The organism is Rhabdonatronobacter sediminivivens (assembly GCF_013415485.1).
Taxonomy (GTDB): Bacteria; Pseudomonadota; Alphaproteobacteria; order Rhodobacterales; family Rhodobacteraceae; genus Rhabdonatronobacter; species Rhabdonatronobacter sediminivivens.
Map to the genome: position 1 here is coordinate 167681 of NZ_JACBXS010000001.1, position 19422 is coordinate 187102.

Below are 19422 nucleotides of genomic sequence, written 5' to 3' on the forward strand. Positions count from 1 at the left end.
TGGGAGAGCCGGGAAACAGGCGCGATCAGTCATCGACATGCCCCGCCCTGAGCCCCTCGCGTACGCGGTGGGCGACTTCGATGAATTCCGGGCTGTCGCGGATGTCCAGCGGGCGCTCGCGCGGGAGGGGGCTGTCGATGATGTCGGAGATCCGTCCCGGGCGCGGGGACATGACCACGATCCGCGTGGAGAGGTAGACCGCCTCGGGGATGGAATGGGTCACGAAGCCGATGGTCTTCTCGGTGCGTTTCCACAGCTCCAGCAACTGTTCGTTCAGATGGTCGCGGACGATCTCATCCAGGGCGCCGAAAGGTTCATCCATCAGCAGGATATCGGCGTCAAAGGCCAGCGCCCGGGCGATGGAGGCGCGCTGCTGCATGCCCCCCGAAAGCTGCCAGGGAAACTTGCGCCCGAAACCCGCCAGATCCACCAGTTCCAGCACCCGTTGGGCGCGTTCGGCCTGTTCGGCGCGGCTGAAGCCCATGATCTCCAGCGGCAGGCGGATGTTGCCCTCGATCGTGCGCCAGGGATAGAGGCCGGCGGCCTGGAACACATAGCCATAGGCGCGGGCCTTGCGGGCGGCTTCGGGGGACATGCCATTGACGGTGATGGTGCCGGCGGTCGGCTGTTCAAGGTCGGCGATCACGCGCAGGAAGGTGGTCTTGCCGCAGCCCGAAGGACCGATGAAGCTGACGAACTCGCCCTTGCGGATGCTCAGGTCCACATCCTTGAGCGCATGTACCGGCCCGTCGGCGGTCTGGAAGATCAGGTTGAGGCCCTGTGCATCGATCACGGGCGCGTCGGCTTGTTTCATTCGGTCAGACCCCATAATTCGGCGGCAGCGAATTCGACGGAGTTTCCCGCCGGATCGCGCACATAGATGGATCGCGGACCATGCGGCCAGCGGAAATCGGATTCGATGACGATGCCCGCATGCTCCAGCCGCGCCGCCATGGCGTCCATGTCGGCGCGCGCCACACGCAGGCAGACATGGCCCGGGCCGTCGGCGCCATGGGACGGCACCGGTAGCGCATCCGGCCCCGGCGGCTGGCGGCTGGCGGCGGGGCAAAAGACCAGCAGCACACTCTGACCGCAGCCGAAGAATACATGACGGCGGTCCTGCGCCGCGACCTCGGGCAGGCCCAGCACGCCGGTGTAGAACCGGCGCGCCGCCTCCAGATCGTCGGCGTAAAGCGCCGCTTCCAGAACGCCCTGAATCACCGGCCTCAGACCCCCGTGGCCGGAATGCCGCTGCGCTCCACCGGGCGCGGAGCGGTCAGCGCCTTCCACTGGGTCAGGGCGCGGTTGACGGGCATGTTCGGTTCGCGCGCGACAAACTGGCCGTGCCCTTCCTTTGCGCGCATCTCACCATCATGGCAGGCCACATGCCCGCGCGTCAGGGTGAACCGGGGCAGGCCCTTGACCTTGTGCCCTTCGAACACGTTGTAGTCGATGGCCGATTCCTGGCGGGTGGCAGAGATGGTCTTTTCCTTTGCCGGATCCCATACCACCAGATCGGCATCGGCGCCGACGGCCACCGCGCCCTTTTTTGGATACAATCCAAATATCTTGGCCGCGTTTGTTGACGTTACAGCAACAAACTCGTTCGGGGTCAGCCGACCCGTATTCACGCCATGGGTCCAGAGCATGGGCATGCGGTCTTCAAGCCCGCCGGTGCCGTTGGGAATTTTCGAAAAATCGCCCAGACCCATGCGTTTCTGGTCCGTGCTGAAGGCGCAATGGTCCGTGGCCACCACCGAGAGCGAGCCCGATTGCAGCCCGGCCCAGAGGCTGGCCTGATGCGCCTTGTTGCGGAACGGGGGCGACATGACGCGGCGGGCGGCGTGGTCCCAATCGGCGTTGAAATATTCGCTCTCGTCCAGGGTCAGATGCTGGATCAGCGGCTCGCCCCAGACGCGCTTGCCCTGCTGGCGGGCGCGGCGGATGGCCTCGTGGCTTTCCTCGCAGGAGGTATGGACCACATAGAGCGGCACGCCCGCCATGTCGGCGATCATGATGGCGCGGTTGGTGGCCTCGCCTTCAACCTGGGAGGGGCGGGAATAGGCGTGGCCCTCGGGGCCGGAATTGCCCTCGGCCAGAAGTTTCGCCGTCAGTTCGGCCACCACATCGCCGTTTTCGGCGTGCACCATGGCCACGCCGCCCAGATCGCCCACCCGGCGGAAGCTGGAGAACAACTCATCATCATTGACCATCAAGGCGCCCTTGTAGGCCATGAAATGCTTGAAGCTGGTGATCCCGCGCTTCACGCTTTCGGCCATGCCGTCAAAGACCTCTTCGCCCCACCAGGTGATGGCCATGTGGTAGCTGTAATCGCATTGCGCGCGGCCGGATTTGTTGTGCCACATGGACAGCGCGTCCATCAGCCCCTGCCCGGGCGACGGCAGGCAGAAATCAATGACCATGGTGGTCCCGCCTGCCAGAGCGGCCCGGGTTCCGGACGCAAAATCATCGGTCGAATAGGTGCCCATGAAGGGCATTTCCAGATGCGTATGCGGGTCGATGCCGCCGGGCATGACATAGCAGCCCGATGCATCAAGCTCGGTGTCGCCCTTGAGGTCAGGTCCGATTTCAACGATCCGCCCGCCCTCGATCCTGACATCGGCCCTGTAGGTCAGATCATGGGTGACAACTGTTCCGTTTCTGATGACAGTGCTCACTTGGCTTCTCCCTCGGTTGTTGCGACATGCGGTTCGGGCCGGAGCTCGCTTGCAAACCGTGCTTGCACGGCGTCATGCGCTGTTGCCACGCGGTCATACATATGGACCACGGGCCAGACGCGGGCGGTTCGCGCGTCTGCGATCTGCCCCTCGACGATTTCGACATCACCATCGGTCAGACCGGCGGCGAGATGCGCCACGGCTCCGTCACGATTGGGCACCAGATCGAGGGGCCGTGAAAAGGCATCCATTGCGATCATGCGGTTGAACACGGCCTGTTCGATCTTGCCAAAGGGGGATCGGGCGATCTCAGCACAGAACTCCGTCACGATGTCACGCATGGCCGCCCGATCCCCCATCAGCACCCCGATGCAGACAGGCATGCGATCCTTCACAGCCTCCCAGGCCTTGGCGCCAAAGGCGTCCCGGTACCAGCGACCATTCCAGGTCTCCAGGGCAAAGGTCTCCTGATCCTCGGTCGCCACGACGACCCCGTTCAGGTGGTCCCCAAAGCACTCCGACTGAAAGACAACATCCTTCACATCCGCAAGCACCACCTGGCGGACCCCCGGCAGGAACCGCAAGATCCGCTCATAGGCGAACCACCGCGCAAGCTGTGGATGGTGCCAGGCCTCAAGCATGTGCCAATAACCGACGCGGATCTCCGGGAGGCTCTTGTCCGGCAGGGCCTTGCCCAGCAAGCGAAGACTGTGGAGAAACACCCTGTTGACCCCTTTGGATGGCTTGCCGGTCGATGGGGTCCAGGTGCTTGTGGTGTGAAAGGCAACCGCTCCCGTGCGTTCCAGCACGTCTTCAAGGCCGCTGACATCATCCGTGACAAGGGCGATCATGCAGGAGCTGCGCGGATGCGCCGCTCTGGCCGACGCCAGGAACACGGCGACGCTTTCCGGCGACTGGTTCGTTGCAAAGCCCATGATGAGGTCAACCCCATCACCGTTGCCGCCAGCGGATGCAGCGCCTTGCCTCATGTCACACCTCACCCCCCCTGGGCCTGGTCCTCAGTGTGGCGAGGGGGCACCCTTGCGGCACCACCTCTCCCCGCGTCACTCCACAATCCCCGCCGTTTCCAGAACTGCATGCATCAGCACATTGGTTCCGGCTTCGGCCCATTCCTTGCTGATCTCTTCGGCTTCGTTATGGCTCAACCCATCCACACACGGGGTCATGATCATGGTGGTGGGGAACATTCGGTTGATCCAGCAGGCATCGTGCCCGGCGCCGGAGATGATGTCCATATGGCTGTAGCCCAGCTTTTCCGCTGCGGACCGCACCCGGCCCACCAGCGTTTCATCAAAGGCCGGGGGGTCAAAGAAACCAACCACTTCGGATGAAAACTTCACCCCTATATCGGCGCAAAGCCCCGGGGCGCGGGCGTGCAGCTCGGCCACCATCGCTTCCAGCGTCTCCAGCACATGGCTGCGGAAATCCACTGTGAAAACAGCCTTTTCCGGGATGATGTTGCGGCTGTTGGGATAGACGTCAATATGCCCGATGGCGCCCACGGCATTGGGCTGGTGTTTCAGCGCGATCTCATGGACCAGTTCGGTCACGCGCGCCAGGCCGCGCCCGGCGTTGCGGCGCATATACATGGGGGTGGAGCCCGTGTGCTGGCCCTTGCCGGTCACGGTGCACTGGATCCAGCGCAGGCCCTGACCGTGGGTGACAACGCCCACATCCTTGCCCTCGGCCTCCAGGATCGGGCCCTGTTCGATATGCAGTTCAAACATGGAATGCATCTTGCGCTGGCCGACAGGTTCGTCGCCCTTCCAGCCGATCCGCTCCAGCTCGTCGCCGAAGCGCTTTCCCTGCGCATCCTCGCGGGCATAGGCCCAATCCTGCTCCAGCACGCCTGCGAACACGCCCGAGGCCAGCATGGCCGGGGCAAACCGCGTGCCCTCTTCGTTCGTCCAGTTCACCACCACGATGGGGCGGCGGGTCTTGACGCCCATGTCGCGCAGGGACCGGATCACCTCCAGGCCGCCCAGCACACCCAGCACCCCGTCATAGCGCCCGCCTGTGGGTTGCGTGTCCAGATGGCTGCCGATGCAGACCGGCAGCGCGTCCGGGTCCTCGCCCGGGAATTCGGCAAACATGGTGCCCATGCTGTCCACCTTGACGGTGCCGCCCGCTTCCTCGCACCAGCGCTGGAACAGGGCGCGGGCCTCGCCATCCTCGTCGGTCAGGGCCTGCCGGTTGTTGCCGCCCGCCACACCGGGGCCGATCTCGGCGATTTCGTGGATGCTGTCCCACAAGCGATCCGCGTCGATCACCATGTTTTCCGCGCGTGCCGACATCTGCCCTCCCGATTCCCGCAGTGCTACGTTGACCATATGGTCAAACTATACGCTACACGCTCGGCGGCATCGGTCAACCTTGTATCGCGGAAGAATCCGGGACACACTGCCTGTCTGTGACGCAGGATATGTCAAACTGCCCGTGAAAGTGGCAGCACAGTATCGCTTATCAGGGCCATCAGATCACCGAAATACCCGCCCGAACGTGCCGGCCGTGTAGGGTCCGAGGTGATGACAATGCTGAGCGCGCGTTCGGGCGCCACGGCGATCACCTGCCCGCCATAGCCGCGCGCCAGCGCAAAGCGGGCGCCGTCGGCTTCGCCCAGAAACCAACCATAGCCATAGGCCAGCCCCGAGAATTGCGAGCGCGTCCGCGGCACCAGGGCGGCGGCCATCCACTCGGGGCTGAGGACCTGCTGACCGTTCCATGCACCGCCCAGCCGCGTCATTTCGGCAAAGCGCAGCATGGCCATGGGTGACAGCGCCATTTCGTTGCCGCCCAGGAAATAGCCCTGCGGGTCGCGCGTCCAGGGTGGCACCTCGATCCCCAGCGGGCTGCCCAGCCAGTCACGCGCCAGCGCCAGCAGGCTGCGCCCTGAAACCTCGGCCAACACCGCGCCCAGCACATGAAAGCTGCCGGTGGAATAGAGCATCCCCTGCCCCGGTTCCGCCACGAAGGGGCGCGTCAGCGCATTGGCCACCCAGTTGCGGCTGGCAATCCAGGGGCCATATCCCGCCCCCGAGGTTCGCTCCAACCCCGCCTGCATGGTGACCAGATGTTCCAGCGTCAGCGCGCCCACGCGTGGGTCGGCCCCGGACGGGATCAGCCCCGGCGCCACATCGGCCAGCGACGCCGTCACGCCCGGGACAACGCCGCGATCCACCGCCGCGCCCGTCAGCGCCCCGACGATGGTCTTGGAGACAGACTTGATATTCACGGCCCGGTCCAACGCCGGGCCACGCAGGGCCTCGGCCACCACCACATCGCCCCTGTGCGCGATGACCAGCCCGCGCATCTGGTCCATGGGCCGCGCGGCATCCACCACCCGGCCCCAGTCCGGCGCATCCGCCCTCAGCGGCCAGCCCGCCATTCCCGCCGCCGCCCCGGCCCCCACCAAGAATGCCCTGCGCGTTGCCATGCCCTGCCCCTTTTTCCAGCTGCTGACAAAGTTAGCGCAGCACTGCGCCGAAGCGCTGGTCCGGGTGATCACAAATGGCGGAACTGCTCAGTCCAGCGCGTCCAGCACCTCGCGCAGGGTGCCGATGAGTTCATCCACCTGCGCGCGGTCGATGATCAGCGGCGGCGACATGGCGATGATATCGCCGGTGGTGCGGATCAGGATGCCCTTTTCATAGGCCTTCAGGAAGGCGCTGAAAGCGCGCTTGGTGGGCGCCCCGGCGATGGGCTCCAGCTCTACCGCGCCGATCAGCCCCATGTTGCGGATGTCGATGACATGGCGCGCATCTTGCAGGCTGTGCAGCGCCTCCTGCCAATAGGGCGCGATCTCGGCGCAGCGGTCGAAAAGACCCTCTTCGGCATAGGTTTCCAGCGTGGCCAGCCCGGCGGCGCAGGCGATGGGGTTGCCGGAATAGGTGTAGCCGTGGAACAGCTCGATCAGATGCTCGGGCCCTTGCATGAAAGCATCATGCACGGCGCCGGTGGTCAGCACCGCGCCCATGGGAATGACGCCATTTGTCAGGCCCTTGGCGGTGGTCATCATGTCCGGCAGAACATCAAAATGCTGCGCGGCAAAGGGGCTGCCAAGACGACCGAACCCGGTGATGACCTCGTCAAAGATCAGCAGGATGCCGTGTTTCGTGCATATCTCGCGCAGCCGCTCCAGATAGCCCTTGGGCGGCAGCAGCACCCCGGTAGAGCCCGCTACCGGCTCCACGATGCAGGCGGCGATGGTCTCGGCCCCGTGCAGCGCCACGATCCGCTCCAGATCGTCGGCCAGGTTGGCGCCATGGTCGGGCTGGCCCTTGGTCCAGGCGTTTTCCGGCAGATGCGTGTGCGGCAGGTGATCCACCCCGCCCAGCATGGTGCCGAAGACCTTGCGGTTGTTGACGATCCCGCCGACCGAGATGCCGCCGAAATTCACCCCGTGATAGCCGCGTTCGCGCCCGATCAGCCGGGTGCGGGCACCGTCACCGCGCGCGCGGTGATAGGCGATGGCGATCTTCAGCGCCGTCTCTACCGATTCGGAGCCCGAGTTGGTATAGAACACATGGTCGATCCCATCGGGCGCCATGTCGATGATCCGGTTGGCCAGTTCAAAGGCAATGGGATGGCCCATCTGGAACGCGGGCGCATAGTCCAGTTCGGCCACCTGTTTCTGCACGGCTTCGGTGATCTTTGGCCGGCAATGGCCCGCGTTGCAGCACCACAACCCGGCGGTGCCGTCCAGCACCTGCCGACCTTCGGCGGTGGTGTAATGCATGTCCTTTGCACCAACGAACATGCGCGGGGCAGCCTTGAACTGCCGGTTGGCGGTGAACGGCATCCAGAATGCACGCAGATCATTGGGCGAGGGTCGGTCAAGCGCCATGGCTTACACTCCGGGGGTTGGGCCGGTGCAGCCGGGCGCCTGGCACCCGGTCCGACAGACAGGCCGATTTCAGAAACACTTGACAGGAACGCTACCAGAGCTGACCATTCAGTCAAGTTTGATTTCAGGCACAAGCCGCGAACAGGGACATCCCCGCATGGTGCAGGCGAAACCCGCCGACAGATCCGGCGCCCGCAGCGAAGCGCGCGAGGAAACCGAACGCCTGATCCTGGACGCCGCCGAGAAAGTCTTTGCCGAACGCGGCTTCGGCGGCGCCACCATGCAGGCCATTGCGGGCGCCAGCGGCCTGCCAAAGGCCAACCTGCACTACTATTTCACCTCCAAGGAGACCCTTTACCGGCGGGTGGTGGAACGCATCTTCACCATCTGGCTCGATGCCGCCGCCACATTCGAGACCTCGGGCACCCCGGAGGCCGCCCTGCGCCGCTACATCACCCGGAAGATGGCGCTGTCGCGCAGCCACCGCTACGGCTCCAAGGTCTGGGCGAACGAAGTCATGCAGGGCGCGCCGATCATCCAGGATTACCTGGAAACCACCCTGCGCGACTGGACCGATACCCGCATCGCGCTGATCGAAGGCTGGATCGCCAGCGGCGCCATTCAGCCGATCGAACCACGCTGGCTGCTCTACATGATATGGGCCACCACCCAGCATTACGCCGATTTCGCCCACCAGATCGAAACCCTGAACCAGGGCACGCCGCTTTCGGATGCGCAATGGGATAACGCCACCGAAACCGTCTGCACCATCATCCTGCGCGGGATCGGGCTGGACTGCGCCCGGGACAGCCCATGACCACCCGCATCCAGCGCCGCAACCGGCGCATCATCCTGGACGCCGCGCTCGAGGTCTTCTCCTCCCATGGCTTTCGTGGCGCCACCCTGGACCAGATCGCCGACCAGGCCGGGCTGTCAAAACCCAACCTCCTCTATTACTTCGACGGCAAGGAGGCGATCCACCGCGCCCTGCTGACCGAACTTCTGCACACCTGGCTGGACCCGCTGCGCGAGATCGACCCCAGGGGCGACCCCCAGACCGAGATCCTCGCCTACATGCGCCGCAAACTCTCCATGTCGCGCAAGACCCCGCGCGAAAGCCGCCTCTTTGCCAATGAGATCATTCAAGGCGCGCCGCGGATCGAATCCTTCCTGCGCGGTGACCTGAAATCCCTGGTCGATGAAAAGGCCGCCATCCTGCGCGACTGGGCCCAGGGCGGCCGCATCGCCCGCGTGGACCCCTATCACCTGATCTTCTCGGTCTGGGCACTGACCCAGCATTATGCCGATTTCGAGGCCCAGATCCGCATGATCCGCGGCCCTGACCATGATCCCACGGACGGCGCCGAACCTTTTCTGGAACATCTTTACACACGCCTTCTGGCCCCCGACAGCCCCACGCCATGAGCCTTTTTCCTGCCGCAAATACTCTCCGGGGGTGAATGCGCGCGCGCCCCGCGCGCAGAGGGGGCAGAATGCCCCCTGATCCGCACGCAGTGCCAGAAGTCGCGCGCGCGGAACGCGCGCTCCGCCGGATCACCGCCGCCAGGGCACATGCGACCTATGGCGCGCTGATCTGCCCACCGCCGACGGCAGCCGCAACGCCGGTGGTGGCGGGGCAGGAGGTCGGCAACCCGCGTGCCACCCGCACCGCCAGATAGGCAAAGGCCTGCGCCTCCAGCATGTCGCCATCCAGCCCCACCGCCTCCACCGGCTCCACCGGACAGTCCATGGCGGCGGCGATCATCGCCATCACCACCGGATTGTGCCGCCCGCCCCCCGCCACCAGCATCCGCTCGGGCGGCGCGGGGTACAGGTCCGAAGCCTCGGCCACCGTCGCAGCCGTGCAGGCCGCCAGCGTTGCTGCCGCATCCGCATCCCCCAGATGCGCCACCGCGCCCGGCAGATCGCCCAAGCCCCCCCGGTCCAGCGATTTCGGTGCCATTCGCCGGAAATACCGATGCGACAGCAGCTTGCGCACAACCTCCAGATCAACCTCTCCCCCGGCGGCCAGCCCGCCGCCGTCATCGCGCGCAAGCCCCCGGCGGGCCTGCATCAGATCATCCAGCGGCGCGCACCCCGGCCCGGTGTCAAAAGCCAGCAGCGCGCCATCGTCTTCCGGATACGCGCGGGCGGGATCAACCCAGGTCACATTCCCCACCCCGCCCAGGTTCAGGAACACCACCGGCCCCTGCGCGCCGATATGACGGGCCAGCGCGAAATGGAAGAACGGCGCCAGCGGCGCTCCCTGCCCGCCCAGCCGCATGTCCGCACTGCGAAAATCCCAGACCACCGGCACCCCCAGCACCCGCGCCAGCACCCCGCCCGAGCCCGCCTGATGCGTCCGTCCGCCATCAGGGTCATGCGCCAGCGTCTGGCCATGAAACCCCGCCAGCCGCACGCCCCCGAAGCCGGACATCACCTCGGCATGGGCCAGTTCCACCACCTCGGCGGCATCCTCGACCTCCGGCTCCCCCGGCCAGCGGCCAAGGGCGGCGCGCAGGATGCTGCGCTCGGCCTCGGAATAAGGGCGATAGGCGGTTTCGCCAAAGCTGCGGATTGTTTCGCCATCGGTCAGCAGCAGGGCCGCATCCACCCCGTCCATCGAGGTCCCCGACATCGTTCCCAGCGCCAATACGGCTTCGTCGCCCAACATGCTCTTTTCCTTGACCCGGCCCAAGGCTATAGACAGCCGCAACCCAGACCCGAGGACAAGCGGAAATGACCCCCTATCGCCCGAAATCGGATTTCCTGACCGTGCTGATCGAACGTGGCTTTCTGGCCGATTGCACCGATCTGCAGGGGTTGGACGAGGCTCTGATGGCCGGTGTGGTCCCGGCCTATATCGGCTATGACGCCACCGCAAGATCGCTGCATGTGGGGCATCTGTTGAACATCATGCTGCTGCGCTGGCTGCAGAAGACCGGACACAAGCCGATCACCCTGATGGGCGGCGGCACCACCAAGGTTGGTGACCCCAGCTTCCGCTCCGAGGAACGCCCTCTGCTGGATGCCGCCGCCATCGAGGCCAATATCGACGGCATGCAGCAGGTGTTTGACAAATACCTGCGTTATGACGACAGCGCCGATGGCGCGGTCATGCTCGACAATGCCGAATGGCTGGACGGGCTGAACTATCTGGAGTTCCTGCGCGATGTGGGCCGCCATTTCAGCGTCAACCGGATGCTGAGCTTTGACTCGGTCAAGACCCGGCTGGACCGGCAGCAATCGCTCAGCTTTCTGGAATTCAACTACATGATCCTGCAAGCCTATGATTTCGTCGAAATCCACCGCCGCCATGGATGCCTGTTGCAGATGGGCGGGTCGGATCAGTGGGGCAATATCGTCAACGGGATCGACCTGGCGCGCCGGATAGCGGATGCGGAGCTGTTCGGGCTGACCACGCCGCTGCTGACCACCTCGGACGGGCGCAAGATGGGGAAATCGGCGGGCGGGGCGATCTGGCTGAATGCCGAGATGCTGTCTCCCTATGAGTTCTGGCAATTCTGGCGCAACACCACTGATGCCGATGTGGGCCGGTTCCTGAAGCTCTATACCGAATTGCCGGTGGAAGACTGCGAGCGGCTGGGCGCCCTGGCCGGGTCCGAGATCAACGAGGCCAAGATCCGCCTGGCCAATGAGGTGACCACCCTGTGCCACGGGGCCGAGGCAGCGGCCGCCGCCGAAACCACTGCCCGCGCCGTCTTCGAACAGGGCGGGATGGGCGAGGACCTGCCCCGGCTGAACCTGGAGCCCGGCGAGTTGGAGGGCGGGATCTCGATCGCGCAGCTGTTTGTCCGTTCGGGGCTGGCGAAATCCGGCAAGGAGGCCAAGCGCCTGATCGCCGAAGGCGGGGCGCGTGCCAATGATGTTGTGGTGACCGATGCCGGACAGATGGTGCAGGCCGCGGAACTGAGCCAGCCGCTGAAACTGACCGCCGGCAAGAAGCGCCACGCACTGGTCACGTTGGGGTAGCGCGAAGGCTGTTCGAGCGGGGGCCAGAAGCGCCCCCGAGCCGCGCCCACCCACCCACCCTGCGCGCCTCGGGGGCGCTCCCATCTGCGCAAGCGCAGATGGCGCCAAGTGTGCGACGTCAGCACGGAAAAAGGCAGCGGTTGCGATACTGGACACAATTGCCCTGCGCATGGGCACGCCATCATGCGCGATGGACCGGCCGTTCCGCCGGTGCCGCCGCATGTGAAGCCTCGAGGATGCCAATGGTGGCTGTCAGGGCCGCGGCATCCCAAATGCCGATGACCGGTCCGGCCAGGGGCTGCGGCATTGGCAGCGGAGGGCAGTCCGGATCCCCGAAGGATACGGTCCGGTCAGGCCAGCATCGGCATCTTTCGGGACAAGCGATACATCCGTTCAGCGGCTCATCCGCTCGATGAATTCCACCAGCGCCTGCCGGTCCTCGGCCGATGCAACGCGCTGTTCAGGCATGCGCGAGCCGGGGGTGTAGGCCTCGGGGCCGAATTCGAACAGCTCGGCCACGGTGCGCTTGGTCCAGACGATATCAAGCTGCTGCAGGGCTTCGGAATAGTCATAGCCGGGCCGGGTTGCGATCCGCTGGCCGAATATGCCGTGCAGGGAGGGACCGGCGCGCGACTGGTCGCCGGGCTCCAGGCTGTGGCAGACGGCGCAGGCGCGCCAGACCTGAGCACCACGGCTGCCGTCATCGACAGCGGTCTGCGACGTTGCCGCCCCCTGCCCCAGGGGGGCGCCATCCCGGGCCGACCAGCGCCGGATCATGCCATCGGCCCCGGCGCTCAGCAGCACGTCACCCTCTGTCGCCAGGGCCCAGACGGGGCCGGTGGCGGCATCTATGCGGAAGCGTTCGCTCAGCCCATCGGCCTCCAGCAACCAGACGGTGCCATCAATGGCACCCGCGGTCACCACCCCGCCACGCGCCGCCACCGCGACCAGCGGCCGGTCGGTCAGAAAGCGTTCGGGCAGCAGGTCACCCCGGGGCGAATACAGCCGCAGCGCGCCTTCGGCAAAGACCACCGCCAGCCGGTCACGGGTGACCGCCAGGCCGTTGGGCAAATCCGGCAGGTCGGTGCGCCCGGCAAGATCCAGCTCCGGCGACCAGCGCGCCATGCGCAGATCGCTGCCAACAGACACCAACTTCCCCGAGGCCAGCCAGACCAGCCCCGTGACACGATCCCCATGGGCCTGCACCCGGGCATTGCCGCCCGCGCCCAGGTCCAGCACCTGCACCGTGCCATCCCAGAACCCAGCCGCAAGATGGGCCTGATCCGGCGACAGCGCCAGCGAGGAGATCGCCGAGACGCCGTGCCCGGTGGCGAATTCGGGCGCCCGGCTATCGGATTGCCAGATCGCGACGCGCCCATCCTGCCCCGCAGTCGCAAACCGGCCATCCGCGAACAACGCCACAGCCGTGACATTGCCATCATGGAAGCGGGTGACATTGCGCGCCGCGCCGCTGTCCATATCCCACAGGATCGCGCGGGTATCGAACCCGCCCGAAAGGGCGCGGTCCCCTTCCAGCGCCAGCGCGCCGACGGGGCCGCCATGGCCAACCAGATCCTGGGCCACTGCCGGAAGCGGCAGCAGCACGGCCAGGATCACGCTGCGCAGCAAGCAGGGCACGCAGGCGTCAGTTTCCGATCAGGTTGGAGCCGGGGTCGCTCACCCGCGCGCCTTCGGTGGTAAAGGCCGAATGCGTTGGCTGCTGATAGCTTCCGTCCAGCACGAATGCGGCTCCGACGGCCAGGGCAATGGCAAATACGGCAGCTGCGAGAAAGGCTTTCATCACGGTTCTCCTGTGGCGTGGGGGCGCGGGCGGCGGGCGCCTGCGCTCTGATCAAGCCCGTCGCGGAGTGCGCGGGCAATTCTGTCATAGGCCTGGCCCAACGGACCTTCGGGGTCGCGCACCAGCACGGGCTGGCCAATGTCCGAAGCGGCGCGAAGCTCCATCGTCAGCGGCACCGCGCCCAGAAAGGGCACCCGCAGGCGGGCCGCTTCATCGCGCGCGCCGCCCTGGCCAAAAATCGCATGGGTGCCGCCGCAATCGGGGCAGATGAAATGGGACATGTTCTCAATGATACCCAGGATCGGCACATCGACCTTGCGGAACATGGTGATCCCGCGCCGCGCGTCGATCAAGGACAGGTCCTGCGGGGTGGAAACGATCACGGCACCCGCCAGTCGCGTCCCCTGGGCCAACGCCAGCTGCGCGTCCCCGGTGCCCGGCGGCATGTCCACCAGCAACACGTCCAGCGCGCCCCATTCGACATCGGCCATCATCTGGGTGATGGCCGACATGATCATCGGACCGCGCCAGACCATCGCGGCCTCGGGGTCCACCAGAAGGCCCATGGACATGGCGCGCAAGCCATGGGCCTGCATGGGCTTCAGCTTGCGCCCCGGCCCGGCCGCAGGCTTGCCATGCAGTCCCAGCAGCGTGGGAAGGGACGGGCCATAGATATCGGCATCCAGTATCCCCACCGACAGCCCCTGCGCGCGCAGCGCCAGGCCAAGGTTGACGGTGGTCGTGGATTTTCCGACGCCACCCTTGCCCGAGGCCACGGCGATGACCGCGCCAATCCCGGCCAGCGGATCAGGCTTCGCGGTTGCGGGCGCGGCAGGGCCGGGTTTCAGCGCGGGGGGGTGTTTGGGGGTCGGGGACGTGTTTTCAGCGGTGAGCACCACAAACACCCGCTCCACACCGGGAAGGGCGCGCAGATGCGCCTCGGCCTCGGCCCGGGTGCGTTCCAGGGCGCTGGCCTCGGTGGCGTCGGTGCGGATGGAAAGGCTGATCCGCCCGCCTTCGACGCTCAGCCCACCGACCCGGCCTGATTGACCCAGTGGGGTGCCATCAGGCAGGCGCAGCGCATCCAGCGCGCTCAGTATCCGGTCACGGTCCAATCCAGCAGTCATCCCGGCAACACGATCCGTTCAGAAGATCTGGCAATCCAGAGGGTCAGGGTGTGCAACAGCCCGGCCCCAACAGGGAACCGGGCTAAGCAATCGCATGTCATGTGCCGATCACTCGGCCGGGGTCTGGACCTGCGCGGTGTTCCGCGCCTGGGTCGATTTCACTTCATCGACCCAGAGCGAATGGTGCTCCTTGGCCCAGTTCTCATCAACCTCGCCCGAGCCCATGGCATCGAACGCGCCTTCCATACCCACCGAGCCGATGTAGATATGCGCGATCACCAGCGCCGACAGGCCGGCGGCGACAAGCGCGTGGATGGTCTGATAGAACTGCCAGTCAGCGGCCGTGCCAGCCTCGGCCGGGAAGAGCAGCATGATCCCGGTCCAGGACAGCGCAGCACCCCCAACGATCACAGCCCAGAAGATCAGCTTCTGCCCGGCGTTGAACTTGCGCGCCGGCGGGTGAACGCCCTTCTTCAGGATGCCACCCCCCATCTTGATCCACTGCCAGTCCAGCTTGCTGGGCACATTGTGGATGACCCACAGCAGGAAGATCAGCACAAGCGCCGCCATGAACGGCCAGGCCAGGTAGTTATGCGCGATCTTTCCCCAGGCGGACAGCGTGCCAAAGGCGCTTTCACCCACGATTGGCAGGATCACGGACTTGCCGATGATCAGGTTCAGGCCCGTCAGCGCAAGGATGATGAACGTGCTGGCCAGAGTCCAATGCGCAAACCGCTCCACGGCATTGAAGCGCAGGATCTTGCGCCCCGAGGGCCCGCCATCGATGCGGATCTTGCCGCGCAGCATGTAGAACACCGCCAGCAGGGCGATCATCCCCACCACGGCCACGATCGACAGCGTGTGCAGGGTCTGGCCCTGCAGAACGGCCCATCCCTTGTTGTCCGGCACGATAAGATTGCCCGAGGCCTGATCCGGAATGGTAACACGGCCACTGACGCTGCCGCCGGTGCCAAGCGCCTGGAACAGCGCATCCTCATTGACCGCGCTTTGCGTCGGGTTGACCTGTGCCTGGGCCACTGGCGCCACGGTGGCAACAAGCGCCACCATGGCCAGTGCCGCGGCAATGCGGGTGAAGATTGTTCTTGTCATGGCTCTTCCCCTCAGACCGACACGGTTTCGCCATAGGCCGTGCGCCAGCCCCAGGCACCCGATCCATAGCCGCGTGTCACCACACGCTCACGGTAGATGTCGGCGATGATGTCACCATCGCCGGCCAGCAGCGCCTTGGTCGAACACATTTCGGCGCAGAGCGGCAGCTTGCCCTCGGCCAGACGGTTGGACCCGTATTTGACATATTCCGCCTGGCTCATGTCATCCTCGGGGCCGCCCGAGCAGTAGGTGCATTTGTCCATCTTGCCGCGGGTGCCGAAATTCGCCGCACGCGGATACTGCGGCGCGCCGAAGGGGCAGGCATAGGAGCAGTAGCCGCAGCCGATGCAGGTGTCCTTGTTGTGCAGGACCACGGCATCGGCGGTGGTGTAGAAGCAATCCACCGGGCAGACGGCGGCGCAGGGGGCATCGTCACAATGCATGCAGGCCATGGAGACCGAACGCTCGCCCGGAAGGCCGTCATTGAGGGTCACCACCCGGCGGCGGTTGATGCCCCAGGGCACCTCATGCTCGTTCTTGCAGGCCGTCACACAGGCCTGACATTCGATGCAGCGATCGGCATCGCAAAGGAATTTCATCCGTGCCATTGTTGTTTTCCTCCCTTATGCCGCTGCGATCTGGCAAAGCGTGACCTTGCCTTCATGCATGCCGGTCACCGGGTCATAGCCATAGGTGGTGATCACGTTGACGGATTCGCCCAGGACGATGGGATCGGTGCCTTCGGGGTAGTTCCCGCGCTGATCCTCGCCCTGGAACCAGCCGGCGAAGTGGAAGGGCATGAAGGCCAGGCCGGGGTTCACCCGTTCCGTGACCAGCGCCTTCACCCGCGCCCTGCTGCCACCTTCGGCCCCCGTGACCCAGACCCAGCCGCCATCAACAATGCCGCGGGCCTGCGCATCCGCCGGGTTGATCTCGACGAACATGTCCTGCTTGAGTTCGGCCAGCCAGGGGTTCGAGCGGGTTTCCTCGCCGCCACCCTCATACTCGACCAGACGGCCCGAGGTGAGGATGATCGGAAACTCGCTTGCAACACCACGCTCCACCACGTCCTGCTGCACGACGGCACCGATATTCGGCATCCGCTGCTGGCGGCGATCCTCATTGGTGGGATACTGCGCCACCAGATCAGGCCGTGCGGTGTAGATCGGCTCGCGGTGTAGCGGGATCGGATCGGGCAGGTTCCAGGCCACGGCGCGGGCCTTGCCGTTGCCGTAGGGTACGCAGCCATGCTCCAGCGCCACGCGCTGGATGCCGCCCGACAGGTCGAGCGACCAGCTGACACCGTCCATCGCTTCCTCATCCCCGCCGGCTACCTGACGGATCACGGCCAGTTCCTGCGGGGTCAGATCCTCGTCCCAGCCAAGCTGCCTGAGCACGCCATAGGTGAACTGCGGATATCCATCCTCGATCTCGGACCCCACGGGCCAGGAGCCTTCGGCCAGAAGCGTCTCGCCATCGCGCTCCAGCCCGAAGCGCGGACGGAACGCGCCGCCGCCCTCCATCGGGTGCAGGTTGGTGTTGTAGAGGATATGCGTGCCCGGATGCCGAAGCTCCGCGGTGCCCCAGCACGGCCAGGGCAAGCCGTAATAATCGCCCTGAACCTCGGCCGGGGCGTCCGGCTTGGCGCGCAGGGTGACCAGATCGAAATGCTCCTGATGCGCCATATGCGCCTTCAGCCGCTCCGGCGATTGCCCGGTGTAGCCCACCGACCAGGCGCCGCGGTTGATCTCGCGCAGGATGGATTCCGGCGTCGGTTCCATGCCGAACTTGCCTTCGACCATCTCGTAGTTCTTGAACATCTCATCCGCGAAGCCCAGCCGCTCGGACAGGGCGTGGATCACGGCATAGTCGTTGTCGGATTCAAAGATCGGGTCAACGACCTTTTCGCCCCACTGGATCGACCGGTTGGACGCGGTGCGCGAGCCCGAACATTCGAACTGCGTGCAGATCGGCAGCAGATAGGTGTTGTCCGTGCGCGAGTGCAGCGCCGCAAAGGTGGTCGGATGCGGGTCAGCCACCACCAGCAGGTCCAGCGCATCCATGCCGCGCTGGGCGTCCTGCATGCGCGGAACCGTGTTGCCGCCGTGACCGAAGACGATCATCGCCTTGATGTTGTCCTGCTGGTCGATCTCCTCGGCATCGATCGTCACCGCATCGAACCAGCGGGTCGAGGTGATGCCCGGAACCTCCATGTTCTGCTGCGGGGTGCGTGCATCGCGCCCGCCCTTGGCCGGAACGGCATCGAAACGGTCCACGAAATAGTCATACGGCACGTCCCAGACGCGCGACCAGTGCCGCCAGGCGCCCTCGCCCAGCCCGTAGTAGCAAGGCAGGTTACCCACATCGAGGCCGAAATCCGTGGCGCCCTGCACGTTGCAATGGCCACGGAAGATGTTGGCGCCGGTGCCTTCGTGGCCCACGTTGCCGGTGGCCAGCAGCAGGATGTTATAGGCGCGCACATTGGCGGTGCCCACGGTGTGCTGCGTCCCGCCCATGCACCAGATGAAGGTCGAAGGGCGCTCCTTGGCGAATTGCTCGGCCACGCGCTTGAGCGTCTCGCCATCGACGCCGGTGATGTCCTCGACCACATCGGGGGTGTAGTCCTTCACCACCTCGCGGACCTGATCCATCCCCCAGACGCGCTGGGCAATATAGTCGCTGTCTTCCCAGCCATTTTCAAAGATGTGATACAGCATCCCGTGGATCACGGCGATATCGGTGCCGGGGCGGAAGCGGACAAATTCGGTCGCATGGGCCGCAGTGCGGGTAAAGCGCGGGTCCAGAACGATCACATTGGCGTTCTGGGTTTCCTTGCCTTCAAGGATGTGCTGCATCGACACCGGGTGCGCCTCGGCCGCGTTCGAGCCCATGAAGATCACGGTCTTGGCGTTGCGGATGTCGTTGTAGCTGTTGGTCTGCGCGCCATAGCCCCAGGTGTTGGCCACACCCGCCACTGTGGTCGAATGGCAGATCCGCGCCTGATGGTCCACGTTGTTCGTGCCCCAGAAGGCGGCGAACTTGCGGAACAGATAGGCCCCTTCGTTCGAGAACTTGGCCGAGCCCAGAAGATAGACCGAATCCGCGCCCGAATTCTGGCGGATCTCGCCCATCTTCTCGGCGATCTCGTCATAGGCCTGGTCCCAGCTGATGCGCTGCCACTCGCCGCCGACCTTCTTCATCGGATACTTGATGCGGCGGTCGCCATGCACCAGCTCGCGGACCGAAGCGCCCTTGGCGCAATGGGTGCCACGGTTGATGGGGCTGTGCCAGGCGGGCTCCTGCCCGACCCAGACGCCGTTCTGGACCTCGGCCTTGACGGTGCAGCCCACGGAACAGTGGGTGCACATGTTGGTCTTGACCTCGATCGGCTGGGACTGATCGGTGAAGCCCGCGGCCTCCACCCGGCGGGTCATGCCGGCGCCCAGCGTGCCAAGGGCGGCCAGACCACCGACGGTCAGCCCCGAGGCGCGCAGAAAGCTGCGGCGATCAAGCGGCTTGGCGGCCACCCCGGCTGCGAATTGCGACAGGCGGCCCGAAGCGGCAGCCTCGCGGGTTCTGCGTTTGACAAGCATCGCTCATTCCCCCCGGTCGTAATAGCGGTTGGTGCGGTAGAAGTTTTCCACATGTTCGGTGCGCTGGTAGCGCGCGCGTGTGCGGGCATTACCCGATTGCGCGAAAGCGGGCACCGCCCCGCCGCCGGTCAGGGCACCCGCCCCCACCGCCGAAGCTGCTGCCACGCCAAAAAATGCCCTGCGGCTCAGCCCCACCCTGGGTGCCTGCGCATTGTCACGTCTTGCCATTTCGGTTTCCTCCGCGTTTGTCGGACAC

The 19422-nt window shown here is 65.5% G+C and carries 18 protein-coding genes; 3 read left to right on the forward strand and 15 right to left on the reverse strand.

Annotated elements, in window-relative coordinates; all coding sequences use genetic code 11:
• Positions 1-25: 25 nt before the first annotated feature.
• The 7 genes from HUK65_RS00770 to HUK65_RS00800 form a co-directional block, all read right to left on the reverse strand.
• Positions 26-814 carry an ABC transporter ATP-binding protein gene (locus HUK65_RS00770; RefSeq protein WP_179904207.1) on the reverse strand — a complete coding sequence of 263 codons (789 nt, stop codon included), beginning with the start codon at positions 812-814 and terminating at the stop codon, positions 26-28.
• On the reverse strand, positions 811-1221 hold the full coding sequence (locus tag HUK65_RS00775; RefSeq protein WP_327787006.1) for a VOC family protein: 411 nt from the start codon (positions 1219-1221) through the stop codon (positions 811-813). Before HUK65_RS00775 ends, HUK65_RS00770 begins: the two co-directional genes overlap by 4 nt.
• 5 nt (positions 1222-1226) lie before the next feature.
• A complete protein-coding gene (hydA, locus tag HUK65_RS00780; RefSeq protein ID WP_179904208.1) occupies positions 1227-2678 on the reverse strand; it encodes a dihydropyrimidinase in 1452 nt (483 codons plus the stop codon).
• Positions 2675-3613: a hypothetical protein gene (locus HUK65_RS00785; protein ID WP_179904209.1), complete on the reverse strand. Its 939-nt coding sequence runs from the start codon at positions 3611-3613 to the stop codon at positions 2675-2677. The genes hydA and HUK65_RS00785 overlap by 4 nt, the downstream gene beginning before the upstream one ends.
• 129 nt (positions 3614-3742) lie before the next feature.
• Entirely contained in the window at positions 3743-4993 is a 1251-nt protein-coding gene (locus HUK65_RS00790) for a Zn-dependent hydrolase (RefSeq protein ID WP_179904210.1), read from the reverse strand.
• A gap of 131 nt (positions 4994-5124) precedes the next feature.
• Positions 5125-6132 (reverse strand): serine hydrolase domain-containing protein, encoded by a 1008-nt coding sequence (locus tag HUK65_RS00795; protein WP_179904211.1) that lies wholly within the window; start codon positions 6130-6132, stop codon positions 5125-5127.
• Between the two features lie 87 nt (positions 6133-6219).
• Entirely contained in the window at positions 6220-7542 is a 1323-nt protein-coding gene (locus HUK65_RS00800; protein WP_179904212.1) for an aspartate aminotransferase family protein, read from the reverse strand.
• A 157-nt stretch (positions 7543-7699) separates the two neighbouring features.
• Between HUK65_RS00800 and HUK65_RS00805 the strand changes: the two genes are divergently transcribed.
• Both HUK65_RS00805 and HUK65_RS00810 read left to right on the forward strand, forming a co-directional pair.
• Positions 7700-8359 (forward strand): TetR/AcrR family transcriptional regulator, encoded by a 660-nt coding sequence (locus tag HUK65_RS00805; protein ID WP_179904213.1) that lies wholly within the window; start codon positions 7700-7702, stop codon positions 8357-8359.
• Entirely contained in the window at positions 8356-8967 is a 612-nt protein-coding gene (locus HUK65_RS00810) for a TetR family transcriptional regulator C-terminal domain-containing protein (RefSeq protein WP_179904214.1), read from the forward strand. The genes HUK65_RS00805 and HUK65_RS00810 overlap by 4 nt, the downstream gene beginning before the upstream one ends.
• A 154-nt stretch (positions 8968-9121) precedes the next feature.
• Here HUK65_RS00810 and HUK65_RS00815 read toward each other — a convergent pair whose 3' ends face one another.
• Positions 9122-10216: an anhydro-N-acetylmuramic acid kinase gene (locus tag HUK65_RS00815; RefSeq protein WP_179904215.1), complete on the reverse strand. Its 1095-nt coding sequence runs from the start codon at positions 10214-10216 to the stop codon at positions 9122-9124.
• A gap of 65 nt (positions 10217-10281) precedes the next feature.
• Between HUK65_RS00815 and tyrS the strand changes: the two genes are divergently transcribed.
• Positions 10282-11535, forward strand: a complete 1254-nt coding sequence (gene tyrS, locus HUK65_RS00820) for a tyrosine--tRNA ligase (protein WP_179904216.1) — start codon at positions 10282-10284, stop codon at positions 11533-11535.
• A 393-nt stretch (positions 11536-11928) separates the two neighbouring features.
• On the opposite strand, the gene HUK65_RS00825 is transcribed toward tyrS, so the two are convergent.
• The 7 genes from HUK65_RS00825 to HUK65_RS00855 all read right to left on the reverse strand — a co-directional run bounded on the left by HUK65_RS00825 (position 11929) and on the right by HUK65_RS00855 (position 19394).
• On the reverse strand, positions 11929-13173 hold the full coding sequence (locus HUK65_RS00825; protein WP_179904217.1) for a c-type cytochrome: 1245 nt from the start codon (positions 13171-13173) through the stop codon (positions 11929-11931).
• A gap of 7 nt (positions 13174-13180) precedes the next feature.
• Positions 13181-13336 (reverse strand): hypothetical protein, encoded by a 156-nt coding sequence (locus tag HUK65_RS00830; RefSeq protein ID WP_179904218.1) that lies wholly within the window; start codon positions 13334-13336, stop codon positions 13181-13183.
• A complete protein-coding gene (locus HUK65_RS00835; protein WP_179904219.1) occupies positions 13336-14463 on the reverse strand; it encodes an Mrp/NBP35 family ATP-binding protein in 1128 nt (375 codons plus the stop codon). Before HUK65_RS00835 ends, HUK65_RS00830 begins: the two co-directional genes overlap by 1 nt.
• A gap of 108 nt (positions 14464-14571) precedes the next feature.
• Positions 14572-15573, reverse strand: a complete 1002-nt coding sequence (locus tag HUK65_RS00840; protein ID WP_179904220.1) for a formate dehydrogenase subunit gamma — start codon at positions 15571-15573, stop codon at positions 14572-14574.
• 11 nt (positions 15574-15584) lie between these two features.
• Complete coding sequence (gene fdh3B / locus HUK65_RS00845; protein ID WP_179904221.1) at positions 15585-16181, reverse strand: formate dehydrogenase FDH3 subunit beta; 597 nt, start codon at positions 16179-16181, stop codon at positions 15585-15587.
• A 15-nt stretch (positions 16182-16196) separates the two neighbouring features.
• On the reverse strand, positions 16197-19166 hold the full coding sequence (locus tag HUK65_RS00850; protein WP_179904222.1) for a formate dehydrogenase subunit alpha: 2970 nt from the start codon (positions 19164-19166) through the stop codon (positions 16197-16199).
• 3 nt (positions 19167-19169) lie between these two features.
• On the reverse strand, positions 19170-19394 hold the full coding sequence (locus HUK65_RS00855) for a hypothetical protein (RefSeq protein WP_179904223.1): 225 nt from the start codon (positions 19392-19394) through the stop codon (positions 19170-19172).
• Between the last annotated feature and the right edge of the window lie 28 nt (positions 19395-19422).